Here is a 14991-nt window from a genome sequence, read left to right on the forward strand (position 1 = left end):
TGCCGTCACCTGTCGGCACGATGCCGATCTTCAAATTCAAACCCCAGATCAAAGTATTTTGACGGGCCTGGTGACAACTCATACGTCGCTTTGCGCAGGAAATCCATCATAGCTTTTGCGTCTTTTGCCATGGGGTCCAGGACGTTTCTGCCGATGGGTTCGCCGATGACCACGCGCACGGGCGTGTCGACCCGTTTGCGGAATTCCTTGATCAGCAGACCCATGCGCAGGGTGTGGTGCATGTGGCTGGCAATCTGGAATAAGCGGCTGGTGTGCCCGTCAAAGTAGATCGGCACGACGGTGGCATCCGATTTCGCGATCATACGGGCGGTAAAGCTACGCCAGCCTGGGTCCATGGGGCGCGAAAACGGCCGTGCGCTGGTGCTGACGGTGCCCCCCGGAAAGATACCAACCGCGCCGCCCTGCCCCAAATACTCCAGCGCGGTCTTGCGCGTGCGCAGGTTCAGCGCCAGCGCGGCCTTGTCCTCGTCAAAACTGATCGGCAGTAGATGGCGGTTCAGGTCGGGTGCGCGGTTAAAAACCGAATGGGCCATGATCTTGAACCCGTCCCGCCGGCGCGCCAACATATGCCCCAGCATCAACCCGTCCAGAATACCATAAGGATGGTTCGCCAGCGCGATGACAGGCCCCGTTTCAGGGATATTCGCCAGACTGCCGCCCACGACGTCAAGCGTCAGCCCATAGCGCTGCACCATCACATCAAAGAAGCCGATCCCGCGCGCCATGTCGTCTTCATAGCCGGTGGCACGTTTCATCAGCCCCAACCGCCCTGTGCTATTCTCCATCAGCCGGATGAAGGCACGCGCGGGCCGCGACTTGGCGGAATAGGCATAGCTGATGTCACGCGCTGTCAGAGGCCGAAGATCGGGCTGCAAGAGGGTCAAGGTCGGTTCCTTTTCACGGGCTTTGCCCTGCCCTCTAGCAGTGGATCATGACAGTCGCGTGACAGACAGCCTATTCAGACTATTCAGACTATTCTGCCGCCCGCGAGCTTTGCGTACCCCCCGACCGGATCACCGCCAGCAGTTCCTCGCGACGCTTTGCAGCCTTGGCTTCATTCGCCTGTTTCACCGGACCAAAGCCGCGGATCTGCAAGGGAAGCTCTGCCAAGGCGACAATCGCGTCACGGGTGCCCTCGGTCAGCTTGGGCAGGACGTCCTTCATGTCGGCCTCATACTGGGTGATCAAGGACCGTTCCATGCGGCGTTCCTCGGTGCGGCCAAACGGATCGAACGGCGTGCCGCGCAGGAACTTCATGCGTGACAGCAGCTTGAACGGTCCCTCCATCCATGTGCCAAAGGTCCGTTTCATCGGGCGACCATCAGCGCCGGCCTTCGACATGATCGGCGGGGCAAGGTTAAAGGTCATCTTGGGGTCACCGTCAAACGCCTCTGCCACCTTGGCACGGGTGGATTTCAACAGGCGTGCGACCTCGTATTCATCCTTGTAAGACAAAAGCTTGTGATAGCCCAAGGCCACGGCCTCTTTCAGGCGGTCATCCGTGATCTTATCCAACATCGCGCCATAGCGTTTAGCCAAACCCTTTCCCTGATAGGCCGTCAGGTGGTCTTTCCGGAAGGCGATTTTTTCGTTCAAGGTTTTTGGCAGCGCGACGACATTTGGCGTCATTACACGCTTGGCGTCTTCGGGGTGCAGCACGGCCCAACGGCCCAGTTCAAACGCGCGCAGGTTCCGTTCGACCGCAGCACCGTTTAAGGTGATCGCCTGTTGCAGGCTGTCCAGCGACAGCGGGATTAGCCCCTGCTGCCAAGCCGCGCCAAAGATCATCATGTTCGAATAGATCGAATCCCCCAGCGTCGCCTTGGCCAGATCAGAGGCATCAAACAGCGCGACGTCATCCTTTAGCCGCGCTTCAAGCGCGAGGGTCAGCCGGTCATACGGCATCTGGAATTCAGTATCGCGGGTAAATTCCCCCGTGATGATCTGATGCGAGTTCACAACCGCCCCCGTCCGCCCAGCGCGCGTCAGGCCAAGTGTCTTTGTGCCGGCAGAGACAACAAGGTCCCCCCCGATCAACGCATCTGCTTCGCCTGTTGCCACGCGAATGGCGCTGATGTCTTCGGGACGGTTCGCAATACGGCAATGGATATGTACGGCACCGCCCTTTTGGGCCAGCCCCGCCATTTCCATCATCCCAGCGCCCTTGCCGTCAATCTGTGCCGCTTGCGCCAGCACAGCACCGATGGTCACAACGCCGGTCCCACCAACACCGGTGATCACCACGTTATGCGTGCCATTGATCGCAGGTAAGGTCGGCATGGGCAGGTCGGGGATCTTGACCTCTGTCGTGGGGTCTTTGCGGATCTTGGCCCCTTCCAGCGTCACGAAGGACGGGCAGAATCCTTTGACGCACGAGAAATCCTTGTTGCACGATGATTGGTCAATCGCCCGCTTGCGTCCCAGCTCTGTCTCTTCGGGCACGATCGAGACGCAGTTGGACTGCACACCACAATCCCCACAGCCCTCGCAGACATCGGTATTGATGAACACCCGCTTGTCGGGATCAGGGAACAGCCCCCGCTTGCGACGACGACGTTTTTCGGCGGCACAGGTCTGGATATAGACGATTGCGCTGACGCCCTTAAGCTTTGCGAAATTCTCTTGCACGGTTTGTAGATCGGCACGCTCGTACATGGGCACGTCGCCAAAGGCCTTTTGATCCACATCCTCTTTCTCGTCATAGACTACAGCGATATTCTTGACGCCCATCGCCTTGATCTCTGCCACGATACGCGGCGCGTCCAGATCGCCTTCGTTATGCTGGCCACCTGTCATCGCAACGGCATCGTTATAAAGGATCTTGTAGGTGATGTTCGTCTTGGCCGCGATGGCCGCACGGATCGCCAGATTGCCCGAATGGTTGTATGTTCCGTCACCGAGGTTCTGGAACACATGCTCGCGGGTCGAGAATTTGGATTCACCGATCCAGTTCGCCCCTTCCCCCCCCATATGGGTAAAGCCCGTTGTCTCGCGGTCCATCCATTGCACCATATAGTGACAACCGATCCCGGCGTAGGCGCGGCTCCCCTCTGGTAGCTTGGTTGATGAGTTATGTGGACAGCCTGAACAGAAGTACGGCACACGCGCGGCAATGTCTTCGGCGTTATCGGCACGTCGCGCGGTATCCAGCGCTTCCATACCGGCCTTGATGCCGTCGGTCGTCCGACCTTCCTCGATAAAGATACCGCCCAGCTTTTCGGCGATCCAGATCGGGTCCAGCGCGCCACGGGTGGGGAACAGCTCTTCGCCATGCTCCATCCCGGCACCACCGCCTTTGTGCCAGCCATAGACGCGGCGATGCGTATCCGAGAACAGCGCCTCCTTGATCTGCACCTCGATCAGCTTGCGCTTTTCTTCGACGACAATGACCAGATCAAGCCCTTCGGCCCAGGAATGGAAGCCCTTCATATCCAGCGGGAAGGTCTGACCGATCTTGTAGAGCGTGAGGCCCAGACGTTCGGCTTCGTTTTCGTCGATGTTGAGCAGGCTCATGGCGTGGATCACATCCAGCCAATTCTTACCCGCAGCCGCGATGCCGATCTTAGCTCCGCGTTTGCCCCACATGCGTTTGTCCATCTTGTTGGCATGGCTGAACGCTTCGGCGGCATATCGTTTATAGTCAATCATCCGCGCCTCTTGCAGATGCGGCGTGTCTTGCAGACGGATGTTAAGCCCCCCTTCGGGCATATCAAACTGCGGCGTGACCAGCTTCATCCGGTTCGGGTCGCCATTCACCACCGATGTCGCCTCTACGGTGTCTTTCATCGTCTTGAGACCGACCCATAGCCCGCTAAACCGGCTTAGCGCCCATCCATAAATACCGTAGTCAAGGATCTCCTGCACACCGGCAGGACTGACAACAGGCATATAGGCATCCACCATCGCCCATTCGGACTGGTGCAGCACGGTAGAGGATTCACCCGTATGATCATCCCCCATAGCCATCAGTACACCACCATGTGTGGACGAGCCTGCCATATTGGCATGGCGCATCACATCACCAGAGCGGTCCACCCCCGGGCCTTTACCGTACCACAGGCCAAACACACCGTCGTACTTGCCTTCGCCGCGCAGCTCTGCCTGCTGACTGCCCCACAGGGCGGTAGCGGCAAGATCTTCGTTCAGGCCCGGCTCGAACACGACGTTATGCGCGGCCAGCGACTTGGCGGCGCGTTCCATTTGCAAGTCCACGGCCCCCAAGGGCGACCCGCGATATCCGGTCACATAGCCCGCGGTGTTTAGACCTGCGGTTTTGTCCCTTGAGGCCTGCATCATCATCATGCGCACCAACGCCTGTGTGCCGTTCAGCAACACTGGCGATTTCTCAAGGTCATACCGGTCAGTTAGTGAAATTTTCTGCGTACCCATAGCGCGTCCTCCCCTACGTGCAATCAATAGCTATTCCCTCACACTAGGTCACAAAAGCTGACCTGTCTAGCGTTGTGACCACCCCTAGATCGCAATGCAGCGGGCGCGCGCCCTTGATCTTTTGCACACTCACCCGATCTAGCCGTGATAAGATAAGCCTATATGCCCCGATGCACCCTGTCGCAGGGTTGTTTTTAAACCGTATTCCGCGCAAAGATGGCTGCTCTTGCGAACAGCGCGCACATCACAAAAGGTCGCCCTCATGGATTGGGACAAGCTCAGAATTTTTCACGCCGTCGCGGACGCCGGCAGCTTGACCCATGCGGGGGACAAACTGAACCTGTCGCAATCTGCGGTCAGCCGCCAGATACGTGGGCTGGAAGAGCAGTTGAATACCAACCTGTTCCACCGCCATGCGCGCGGGCTGATCCTAACGGAGCAAGGCGAGCTGCTGTTTGATGCCACAGTCGCAATGTCGAAAAGGCTCGATACCGCAGCGGCACGCATCCGCGACAGCGAAGAAGAGGTCTTTGGCGAATTGCGCGTCACAACGACAACAGGCTTTGGTACATTGTGGCTGGCACCGCGCCTGCCCAAGCTTTACGAGAAATACCCTGACCTTAAGGTCGACCTGATGCTGGAAGAACGCGTGCTGGACCTTCCTATGCGCGAAGCCGATGTGGCCATCCGCATGAAGGAGCCATCGCAGGCCGATTTGGTGCGCAAGAAGCTGATGATGATCAAGATGTGCATGTATGCCTCACCCGCCTATCTCGCGGCGAACGGCACGCCCCAGCGGCTTGAGGATATGTCGGATCACCGCCTGATATGCCAGAACACAGACAGCAATCAGGTGCACGCGGGCCTGAACCTGATCCAGCAGCTTATGATGCATGACGTGCGGTCGATGCTGACGGTAAACAACTACTTTGGCGTGCTCCAAGCGGTCATTAACAATCTCGGGATCGGGGTTCTGCCTGACTATCTGATCCAAGACTTCCCCGACCTCGTGCAGGTGCTACCCGAGACCGAGTCGGCGGATGTGCCCGTATTCCTTGCCTACCCTGAAGAGCTGCGTTCTTCCAAACGCGTCGCGGCATTCAAGGATTTTGTCCAAGACGAGATCATCACCCACCGCAAACTGCTGCGCGAGAAGGAATCCCGCTAGCTATGCGAAAACCGCATAACGGGCATGTCATAGATTAACGATTCCCGCCTTGATCCACGCACTCGCGCCACTTAATTGAGCGGTATGAAGACGGGCGGCTCCGTGCCGCTTCTTCATACCTCCCTGTTGGACTCGGCCGAGCTTCGTGCTCGGCCTTTTTTTTGGCTGACGCTCTTCTCCCGCCTTAGGTCTTTTCCCCGCGCTGCGCTTGATCTAAGAGGTGTGGCATATTGCTAGGGGAAAACGCGCATCATGACCGAACCAGCCATCACGCAAGAACTGATTACAAGCCACGGCATCAACGCCGATGAATATCAGCGTATTCTGGACATCATCGGGCGCGAACCCACATTTACCGAACTGGGGATCTTTTCGGCCATGTGGAACGAACACTGTTCCTACAAGTCGTCAAAGAAATGGCTGCGCACGCTGCCGACCGAGGGCCCTCAGGTGATCTGCGGACCGGGCGAAAACGCGGGCATCGTCGATATCGGCGACGGCCAGGCGCTGGTTTTCAAAATGGAAAGCCATAACCACCCCTCCTACATTGAACCCTATCAGGGTGCGGCGACTGGTGTGGGCGGCATCCTGCGGGATGTCTTCACTATGGGCGCGCGTCCTATTGCGGCGATGAATTCGCTTAGCTTTGGCTCGCCTGAGCATCGCAAGACGCGCCAGCTGGTGCATGGCGTCGTTGCAGGCGTTGGCGGCTATGGGAACTGCTTTGGCGTTCCAACTGTCGGGGGCGAGGTTCGCTTTGATACCGCCTATGACGGCAACTGCCTTGTGAACGCTTTTGCTGCCGGCCTGGCCGACACAGACAAGATTTTCTATTCCGCCGCTTCCGGCGTTGGCATGCCGGTCGTTTACCTTGGCGCGAAAACCGGCCGCGACGGTGTGGGCGGCGCGACCATGGCGTCAGCCGAGTTCGACGACACCATCGAAGACAAACGCCCCACCGTTCAGGTTGGCGACCCCTTTACCGAAAAGCGCCTGATGGAAGCCACGCTAGAGCTGATGGCGACCGGTGCTGTAATCTCGATTCAGGATATGGGGGCGGCGGGTCTGACCTGCTCTGCCGTGGAAATGGGCGACAAGGGCAACCTTGGTGTACGTCTGGACCTCGAAAAGGTCCCGACCCGCGAACATGCCATGACCGCCTATGAAATGATGCTGTCGGAATCCCAGGAACGTATGCTGATGGTCCTGCGCCCCGAACTCGAAGCCGAGGCGAAAGCCGTCTTTGACAAATGGGACCTCGACTTTGCTATCGTGGGCGAAACAATCGCCGAAGACCGTTTCCTGATCGTGCACAATGGCGAGGTCAAAGCCGACCTGCCGCTCAAGGCGCTGTCGGGCAACGCCCCCGAATATGACCGCCCCTACGTAGAGACACCCGCAGCCGAACCTCTGTCGGATGTGCCGGGCATTGATCCCATCGACGGGCTGCACGCGCTGATCTCCAGCCCGAACTACGCATCCAAAGCGTGGGTCTATGAACAATATGATACGATGGTTATGGGCGACAGCGCCCGCACACCGGGTCTGGGGTCGGGTATTGTGCGCATCCATGGCACAGACAAAGCCATTGCGTTCACCTCGGATGTGACACCGCGCTACGTCAAGGCGAACCCTGTCGAGGGCGGCAAACAGGCCGTGGCCGAAGCCTACCGTAATCTTTGCGCCGTCGGGGCCCTGCCGCTGGCGACCACCGATAACCTGAATTTCGGCAACCCCGAAAAACCAGAGATCATGGGCCAGTTCGTCGGCGCGCTGAAAGGCATCGGCGAGGCAGTTTCCGCGCTGGATATGCCCATCGTGTCGGGCAATGTATCGCTGTACAACGAAACCGACGGCAAAGGCATCCTGCCAACGCCCACCATTGGCGCGGTCGGCCTGCTGAAACACACAGACGAGATCATCGGCAAAGAGGTCCGTGACGGCCATGTCGCTTTGGTTCTGGGTGCCAGCGAAGGGCACATCGGGCAATCCGCCCTGCTGCTCGAAGTCTTTAACCGCCGCGACGGCGACGCGCCCCATGTCGATCTGGCCTTGGAAAAAGCCCACGGTGAATTCATCCGTGCCAACCGCGAGCTGATCAAAGCCTGTACCGACCTGTCTGACGGTGGCCTTGCGCTTGCCGCGTTCGAGCTGGCCGAGGAAGCTGGCGTCGGGGTCACCCTGGATTCCGCCGATACACAGGTTCTGTTTGGCGAGGATCAGGCGCGCTACCTGATTGCGTGCAACTTCGACCAAGCCGAAGCCTTGATGGTCGCGGCCCAAAGCGCCGGTCTGCATCTCGAAAGCGTCGGGAAATTCGGCGGCGACCAAGTGAACTTTGGTGGTGTCAAAGCGCCGCTGGCAGATTTGTCGGCGACCTACCGCGGGGCCTTTGCAGCCACCTTTGCCTAAGCCCTAACGGTCGATTAGACCCATCAAACGCGTTTTCTCGCCCCTGTCATCGGGGCGGGAAATCACCTCTGCCAGCTCCTCGAGCGAGGCAATCGAATGGCCGGCGCGAAAACTGTCAACATAGGGCAGCATCGCACGAATGCCCGCCGCCTTGGGCGCAAAACCGTCCCACCGCAACAACGGGTTCAACCAGATCAGCCGCCGCGCTGACAGGTGCAGCCGCTGCATCTGCCGCGCCAGATCGTCGGGCGCGTCGCGGTCCAGCCCGTCAGTGATCAGCAGCACAACGACACCCTGCCCCATGACCCGCCGCGACCAATCGCGGTTAAACGCCTCTATGCTTGCGCCTATACGGGTACCGCCTTCCCAATCCTGCGCCTGTGCCCCTGCCGCCTTCAGCGCGGCATCCACATCGCGGGTGGCCAGATGGCGCGTGATATTGGTCAACCGCGTCCCGAAGGTAAAGGCATGTACCTGTGCCCATCCCGCGCCCTTGGCATTGCTCACCGCATGCAGGAAATGCAGCACCATGCGGGAATACTGGCTCATCGAACCGGATATATCACAAAGCACCACCAGATTAGGATAGCGGGGGCGTGGGGTCTTAAATGCCAGTTTATCCATCTCGCCGCCGCGCCGCAGCGCGGCCCGCAGGCTGCGCGCCGCATCAATCCGCCCCCTCGGAGAAGCCATAGCACGGCGCGAGGGCATGGGTTTAACCGGCAGGCTCAACCGCGCCAGCATCTTCTTGGCCTCGGCCACCTCGGCGAGGCTCATCAGTTCGAAATCAAGGCTGCGCAGACGTTCGCGCGAGGACATCGTGAGGCTCGCGTCGACCTTGATCTCTGTCTCGCGATCATCATCGGGCCCTTCTTCTTCGCGGTCGGGCGCCTCGGCACCATCCAGCAGGGCTTCGGCGGCGCGTTTCTCGGCGGCTTGAGCGGGGCGGTCTTCCTGTACGCCACGGATCGCCGGCAACATCGCCGCCATCATATGTTCCAGATACCGCGGATCGCGCCAGTACAAACGAAAGAGCTGCGCAAAGATGATCCGGTGTTCGGGACGGTTCACGAAACAGGCGTGCAGCGTCCAGTAGAAATCTGTCTTGTCGGTGAACCCCGCCACCTCTACCGCGCGGATCGCGTCAATCACGCCGCCCGGGCCTATTGGCAGGCCCGCGCGACGCAAGGCACGGGCGAAATGGGTGATATTGCCGGCAAGTTTAGGATTATCCGGCAGCTCTAATGGCAGATGTTCCATCAGGCAGTTGCCCACCGGGGGCTGTCAGCCCCCAGACCCCCGAGGATTTTTGTCCATTTGGAAGCAGTGGCGCGGCTCAACTGGAGGGGTCCAGACTGGCTTTGGCTTGATCCAGAATCCGTTTCGCTTCGGAACCTTGCAGCTTGGCGATGTCATCTTGGTATTTCAGAATAGCCCCGAGCGTGTCGGCGATGGTTTCGGGGCTCAGGTTGATCACATCCAGTGCAAGCAAGCATTTTGCCCAGTCGATTGTTTCGGCCACGCCAGGCTTCTTGAACAGATCTTCAGTGCGCAACTGCTGAACAAAGGCCACCACCTCGCGGCTGAGCGCGCTGGAGGCTTCGGGGGCGCGGGCGGCCAAAATCTCCATTTCGCGGGTGAAGTCTGGATAATCGACCCAGTGGTAAAGGCACCTGCGTTTAAGCGCATCATGCACCTCTCGCGTGCGATTAGACGTCAGGATCACGATTGGTGGTTCGGGGGCCTTAATCGTGCCAAGCTCGGGGATCGTGACCTGAAAATCGCTGAGCGCTTCAAGCAAGAAGGCCTCAAAGGGGGCGTCCGTGCGGTCAAGCTCATCGATCAACAAGATCGGCGCACCCCGCTCGTCAGGGCGCATCGCCTCGAGCAAGGGCCGTTCAATCAGGAAATCATCGCTGAACAATTCGGTCGTAAGCTGACGTCGCGAGGTATCGCCCGCCGCCTCCGCCGTGCGGATGGCGATCATCTGTGCCGGAAAGTTCCATTCGTAGACAGCCGTCGAAGCATCCAGGCCTTCGTAGCATTGCAGCCGGATCAACTTGCGGTTCAGCGCAAGGGCAAGCGCTTTGGCGATCTCTGTCTTGCCGACGCCCGCTTCGCCTTCCAGAAACAGCGGGCGGCCCAACGTTAGGCTCAGGAAGACGACTGTCGCCAGCGGGCGGCCGCAGACATAGCCCTGCCCCGCAAGCAGCTCTTGTACGGCATCAATCGAAGGGGGCAGTTGCATGGCGTTCTCCCGTTTTGGCTGGCACGAGTGGTGCATTCTGATCCGGCGCGGTCAAGGGCCAAGCGCGTCTGAGGCCCGAGACTTTGCCTTGGATGCACCACACAATGTGCTATAAATATGCCTTAAATCTCCGCATTTTTGCCTTAATGCGCTGATACCTCATACCAAAGCCTAGGGTGCCTTGTGCCCGTTTACGATTGAGGACGTTTACCATGATCGATACCCCCTTCACGCTCGAGACTTCATTTGCCGATTTTTCGAAAGATGCGTGGCTAGATGCTGTTGTCCAAGTCGCGCAGGACGATGGGTTCTACGAAACGCTCGGGCGCAAACATCATGCGATCTTTTTGAAAAAGACGAAAACTCTGCTGGTCAGCTTTGAAACCATCAGCGGGATGCGCGCCCTGTCATCATTGGCACACCCTTTGGGGTGGGAAATGGTCCGCAACGAAGACTGGTCGCATCTGTGCATCGCCTCCGAAGGGGATACGTGGTTTCGCGACGAAAATGTCTATGCGTTCTTCGACCGGTTGATTGACGACGGGTTTTTTGACGAATTCGACCGCGTTGTTTTTTATGGTGCAGGTCCGGGTGGCTATGCGGCGGCGGCCTATTCTGTTGCGGCCCCCGGCGCACGGGTTGTTGCCATTCAACCGCAAGCGACGCTGGATCCTAGCGTGGCCGAATGGGACGATCGTTTCATCGAGATGCGCCGTACCGACTTCACATCCCGTTTCGGCTATGCGCCCGAAATGCTGGACGCTGCCGAAGCCGCATATGTTATTTATGATCCAGCAGTGCCCTTGGATGCGATGCACGCCAGCCTCTTTACCCGACCCAATGTCACCAAATTGCGCATGCGCCGTATGGGATCAGCATTGCAATCCAAGCTGCTAGATCTGGATCAGTTCGAAGCCGTACTGACCTTGGCCGCCGAGGACGACTTGACCGTCGAAAGCTTTGCGCGCTGCGCACGTGCGCGTCGCGATCACCGCCCCTATTTGCGTAGCCTACTGAACGCACTGGAGCAGGATCAGCGCGAAACCTTTATCCTGATGCTATGTCGCTGGGTAAACGAGCGCATCTCTGCCCCGCGTTTCGCACGACGTCAAAAGCAGATCGAGGCCGACATCGCGCTTAGAAACGCGCCGGCGGGCGACGCTGACACGGATCAAGACGAGGCCGCCCAAAAGTCGGGGTAACTGCAATAGAACCGCCGCAGGTGCCATCCCAAGACTAGCGCGCCTGCACGCCCTGTGCTAGCGGGGAGCCCATGACACAGACCCTCACGCTTCGACGTCCCGATGATTGGCACCTGCACCTGCGCGACGGCGCGATGCTGGATGCCGTATTGCCCTATACCGCCGCGCATTTTGCCCGTGCGATCATCATGCCAAATCTCGTGCCTCCGGTGGTGCGCGGTGCAGATGCCGCTGCCTACCGTGATCGCATCCTGCGTGCCCTGCCGGAAGGCGCGGATTTCACGCCGCTGATGACGCTTTATCTGACCGAAGACACCGACCCTGATGATGTGGCCGCGGCCCATGCCAGCGGTCTGATCACTGCGGTCAAGCTTTACCCTGCCGGCGCTACGACCAACTCTGCCAGTGGGGTCGCAAATTTCGACAACGTCGCGCCTGTGCTTGAACGGATGGCCGAGATCGGCCTGCCCCTGTGCACCCACGGCGAGGTGACCGACCCCGAAATCGATATTTTCGACCGCGAGGCCGTATTCATCGACCGCGTGCTGGACCCGATCCGCAGCCGCCACGCTGGGCTGAAAGTCGTGATGGAGCACATCACCACCGCCGACGCCGCCCAGTATGTGACTGAAAGTACAGGCAATCTGGCAGCAACCATCACCACGCACCATCTGGTGATCAACCGCAACCATATCCTCGCGGGGGGGATCAAGCCGCATTACTACTGCCTGCCCGTTGCCAAGCGCGAGATCCACCGGCTTGCCTTGCGTGCTGCAGCGACATCCGGCGATGCGCGCTTCTTTCTGGGCACGGATTCCGCGCCCCACACGGACGCGAACAAGCTGCTACCCTGCGGCTGTGCCGGTTGCTTTACCGCGCCCAATACCATGTCGATCTTGGCAGAGGTGTTCGAACAGGAAGACGCGCTAGAGCAGCTTGAACGCTTTACCTCGCTCAACGGGCCCGATTTTTACGGGCTGGCACCGAATGATGCGACGATGACGCTGACCCGCACACCGGCACGCTATCCCGATCTTATTGACACGCCTGAAGGGCCGGTCACCGTTTTTGATCCTCTGATGCCGTTGAACTGGTCCGTCAACTCTGATTGACCACCCCGCGATATAGACTTTTGCCGGCCCAGCTATGATGCGGGCCGGCAACCAACGACTGCCTTTGCCAAGGCCCCAAAAGGAACGCACGACATGATCCCTACCAGCTACCCCGACTCGACCGAAATGGCGCGCCTGACCGCGCGGATGTTGCTGGAGATCAAAGCGGTCCATTTCAACGCGACAGAGCCTTTCACCCTTGCTTCGGGTCTGCCAAGCCCAACCTATATCGATTGCCGCAAGCTGATCAGCTATCCGCGCATCCGCACCACTTTAATGGACTTCCTGACGGTGACGGTGATGCGCGAAGCCGGTTTCGAAGCCTTCGACAATATCGCGGGCGGTGAAACCGCGGGCATCCCATTTGCCGCGATGGTGGCTGAACGCATGGCTCTGCCGATGACCTATGTGCGCAAAAAGCCCAAAGGCTATGGCCGCAACGCCCGCATCGAAGGTGAGATGACCGAAGGCCAACGGGTCTTGCTGGTCGAGGATCTGACCACCGATGGCGGCTCAAAGATCAGCTTTGTCGACGCGATTCGCGATACCGGTGCGACCTGCGCTCATACGGCGGTGATCTTTTACTACGGTATTTTTCCGCAGACCGAAAAGACCTTGGGCGATCACGGGGTTACGTTGCACAGCCTGTGCACCTGGTGGGATGTGCTGGCCGAGGCCAAAGCGCAGAACGCGTTTGACACAGAAACCCTGACCGAAGTCGAAGCCTTCCTGAACGCGCCCGAAGCGTGGCAGGATGCGCGGAAAAAATCCTAGGAAATCCACATGATATTGTGTCGCGTGGTGTAAAATCACGCGACATATGCTACGCTAGCGCATAGATCAGGTTATCCACAGCTTATAAAGATTGCGGGATGACGGGCGGCTCGGGTAGATAAGCCTCGGGTCATTAATCAGTGGGGCAACACGTAGCATGAACGAGATTTCAAGCATCGACGGTAACCAGCTAACGGTTCAAGCGGCCGAGACAATGCCGCATTCCATCGAAGCGGAACAGCAGTTGTTGGGCGCGATCCTGACCAACAACGACATCTATGATCGGGTGGCGTCTGTCATCGGCCCCAAGCATTTCTACGACCCCGTTCACGCCCGCATCTTCGAGATCGCCGCCGCACGAATTGCCAAGAACAACCTTGCCTCCCCCGTGACGCTCAAGGCGTTCATGGAGGATGACGAAGGGCTGAAAGAACTGGGCGGGCCTGCCTATCTCGTGCGTCTTGCCGGTGCCGCGATCAGTGCCTTTGCCGTACGTGACTATGCGCAGATGATATATGATCTGGCGGTGCGCCGTGACCTTATCCAGCTTGGCCGCGATATTTCGGCCAAAGCAGCACAGGTCGATGTCGCGTCAGAGCCGCGCGAACAAATCGTCGAGGCCGAACAGAAGCTTTATAAGCTCGCCGAGCAGGGTCAGACCGAAAGCGGTTTTCAAAGCTTTCTGAAAGCCGTGACCGATGCGGTCAACGTGGCCAATGCGGCCTACCAGCGCGACGGTGGCCTATCCGGTGTCTCTACCGGTTTGATTGATATGGATAAAAAGCTGGGCGGCTTGCACCCGTCCGACCTTTTGATCCTTGCGGGTCGTCCGTCGATGGGGAAAACCTCGCTTGCGACGAACATCGCCTTTAACGTTGCCAAAGCCTACCGCCGTGGCACCTTGCATGACGGCACCGAAGGCGCTGTCGATGGTGGCGTTGTCGGGTTCTATAGCCTCGAGATGAGCGCAGAACAGTTGGCCGCGCGTATTCTGTCCGAGGCGGCAGAGATCCCATCGCAGCAGATCCGGTCCGGTGATATGACCGAAACCGAATTCCGGCGCTTTGTGGACGCCGCCAAGGCGCTCGAGGCCTGCCCGCTGTATATCGACGACACGCCTGCCCTGCCGATCAGCCAGCTGGCTGCCCGTGCGCGGCGGCTCAAGCGGACCCACGGGTTGGACGTGTTGATCATCGACTATCTCCAGCTGGTGCGCGGTACGGGCAAAGGCGAAAACCGGGTGAACGAAATCTCGGAGATCACCATGGGCCTCAAGGCCATTGCCAAGGAGCTGCACATCCCCGTGATCGCGCTGTCGCAGCTGTCACGTCAGGTGGAAAACCGCGAAGATAAACGACCGCAGCTGTCGGATTTGCGTGAATCCGGGTCGATTGAACAGGATGCCGACGTCGTGATGTTCGTGTTCCGCGAGGAATACTATAAAGAACGCGAAAAGCCCGGTGATCACGAGCTGGACAAAATGGCGATCTGGCAAGAAGAGATGGAGCGTCTGCATGGTCGCGCCGAGGTGGTGATCGGCAAGCAGCGTCACGGACCGATTGGCACCGTCGATCTGAGCTTTGAAGGACGCTTCACCCGCTTTGGCAACCTTGTGAAACCATGGCAGAGTGAAAACAGCGGCGGCGATCAGGAGTTCTGATCGCC

10 protein-coding genes are annotated in these 14991 nt (G+C 58.9%); 6 read left to right on the forward strand and 4 right to left on the reverse strand.

Features of this window, described 5'->3' with window-relative positions; all coding sequences use genetic code 11:
* Window positions 1-5: 5 nt before the first annotated feature.
* Together BLQ98_RS06685 and BLQ98_RS06690 are read right to left on the reverse strand one after the other, a co-directional pair.
* Entirely contained in the window at window positions 6-905 is a 900-nt protein-coding gene (locus BLQ98_RS06685; protein ID WP_208596029.1) for a lysophospholipid acyltransferase family protein, read from the reverse strand.
* Between the two features lie 88 nt (window positions 906-993).
* A complete protein-coding gene (locus tag BLQ98_RS06690) occupies window positions 994-4410 on the reverse strand; it encodes an indolepyruvate ferredoxin oxidoreductase family protein (protein WP_093732567.1) in 3417 nt (1138 codons plus the stop codon).
* A 262-nt stretch (window positions 4411-4672) separates the two neighbouring features.
* Here BLQ98_RS06690 and BLQ98_RS06695 point away from each other — a divergent pair, with 262 nt between their 5' ends.
* Window positions 4673-5578: a LysR family transcriptional regulator gene (locus BLQ98_RS06695; RefSeq protein ID WP_093732568.1), complete on the forward strand. Its 906-nt coding sequence runs from the start codon at window positions 4673-4675 to the stop codon at window positions 5576-5578.
* 252 nt (window positions 5579-5830) lie between these two features.
* Window positions 5831-7990: a phosphoribosylformylglycinamidine synthase subunit PurL gene (gene purL, locus BLQ98_RS06700; RefSeq protein WP_093732569.1), complete on the forward strand. Its 2160-nt coding sequence runs from the start codon at window positions 5831-5833 to the stop codon at window positions 7988-7990.
* A 3-nt stretch (window positions 7991-7993) separates the two neighbouring features.
* Here purL and BLQ98_RS06705 read toward each other — a convergent pair whose 3' ends face one another.
* Window positions 7994-9250 carry a vWA domain-containing protein gene (locus BLQ98_RS06705; protein WP_093732570.1) on the reverse strand — a complete coding sequence of 419 codons (1257 nt, stop codon included), beginning with the start codon at window positions 9248-9250 and terminating at the stop codon, window positions 7994-7996.
* A gap of 76 nt (window positions 9251-9326) precedes the next feature.
* Window positions 9327-10238 carry an AAA family ATPase gene (locus tag BLQ98_RS06710; RefSeq protein WP_093732571.1) on the reverse strand — a complete coding sequence of 304 codons (912 nt, stop codon included), beginning with the start codon at window positions 10236-10238 and terminating at the stop codon, window positions 9327-9329.
* A 212-nt stretch (window positions 10239-10450) separates the two neighbouring features.
* Between BLQ98_RS06710 and BLQ98_RS06715 the strand changes: the two genes are divergently transcribed.
* From BLQ98_RS06715 to BLQ98_RS06730, 4 genes are all read left to right on the forward strand, one after another.
* A complete protein-coding gene (locus tag BLQ98_RS06715; protein ID WP_093732572.1) occupies window positions 10451-11440 on the forward strand; it encodes a phosphoadenosine phosphosulfate reductase in 990 nt (329 codons plus the stop codon).
* A 71-nt stretch (window positions 11441-11511) separates the two neighbouring features.
* Entirely contained in the window at window positions 11512-12552 is a 1041-nt protein-coding gene (pyrC, locus tag BLQ98_RS06720; RefSeq protein WP_093732573.1) for a dihydroorotase, read from the forward strand.
* Between the two features lie 93 nt (window positions 12553-12645).
* A complete protein-coding gene (locus BLQ98_RS06725) occupies window positions 12646-13326 on the forward strand; it encodes an orotate phosphoribosyltransferase (protein ID WP_093732574.1) in 681 nt (226 codons plus the stop codon).
* Window positions 13327-13483: 157 nt separating this feature from the next.
* Window positions 13484-14986 (forward strand): replicative DNA helicase, encoded by a 1503-nt coding sequence (locus tag BLQ98_RS06730; protein ID WP_093732575.1) that lies wholly within the window; start codon window positions 13484-13486, stop codon window positions 14984-14986.
* The last annotated feature ends 5 nt before the right edge of the window (window positions 14987-14991 follow it).

This window comes from Sulfitobacter litoralis (genome assembly GCF_900103185.1).
GTDB lineage: Bacteria > Pseudomonadota > Alphaproteobacteria > Rhodobacterales > Rhodobacteraceae > Sulfitobacter > Sulfitobacter litoralis.

What these genes read in the sequence shown, in the direction of transcription:
- BLQ98_RS06690 (WP_093732567.1), bottom strand. Translation starts at nt 4,410, where the DNA reads ATGGGTACGCAGAAAATTTCACTAACTGACCGGTATGACCTTGAGAAA.
- BLQ98_RS06695 (WP_093732568.1), top strand. Translation starts at nt 4,673, where the DNA reads ATGGATTGGGACAAGCTCAGAATTTTTCACGCCGTCGCGGACGCCGGC.
- purL (WP_093732569.1), top strand. Translation starts at nt 5,831, where the DNA reads ATGACCGAACCAGCCATCACGCAAGAACTGATTACAAGCCACGGCATC.
- BLQ98_RS06705 (WP_093732570.1), bottom strand. Translation starts at nt 9,250, where the DNA reads ATGGAACATCTGCCATTAGAGCTGCCGGATAATCCTAAACTTGCCGGC.
- BLQ98_RS06710 (WP_093732571.1), bottom strand. Translation starts at nt 10,238, where the DNA reads ATGCAACTGCCCCCTTCGATTGATGCCGTACAAGAGCTGCTTGCGGGG.
- BLQ98_RS06715 (WP_093732572.1), top strand. Translation starts at nt 10,451, where the DNA reads ATGATCGATACCCCCTTCACGCTCGAGACTTCATTTGCCGATTTTTCG.
- pyrC (WP_093732573.1), top strand. Translation starts at nt 11,512, where the DNA reads ATGACACAGACCCTCACGCTTCGACGTCCCGATGATTGGCACCTGCAC.
- BLQ98_RS06725 (WP_093732574.1), top strand. Translation starts at nt 12,646, where the DNA reads ATGATCCCTACCAGCTACCCCGACTCGACCGAAATGGCGCGCCTGACC.
- BLQ98_RS06730 (WP_093732575.1), top strand. Translation starts at nt 13,484, where the DNA reads ATGAACGAGATTTCAAGCATCGACGGTAACCAGCTAACGGTTCAAGCG.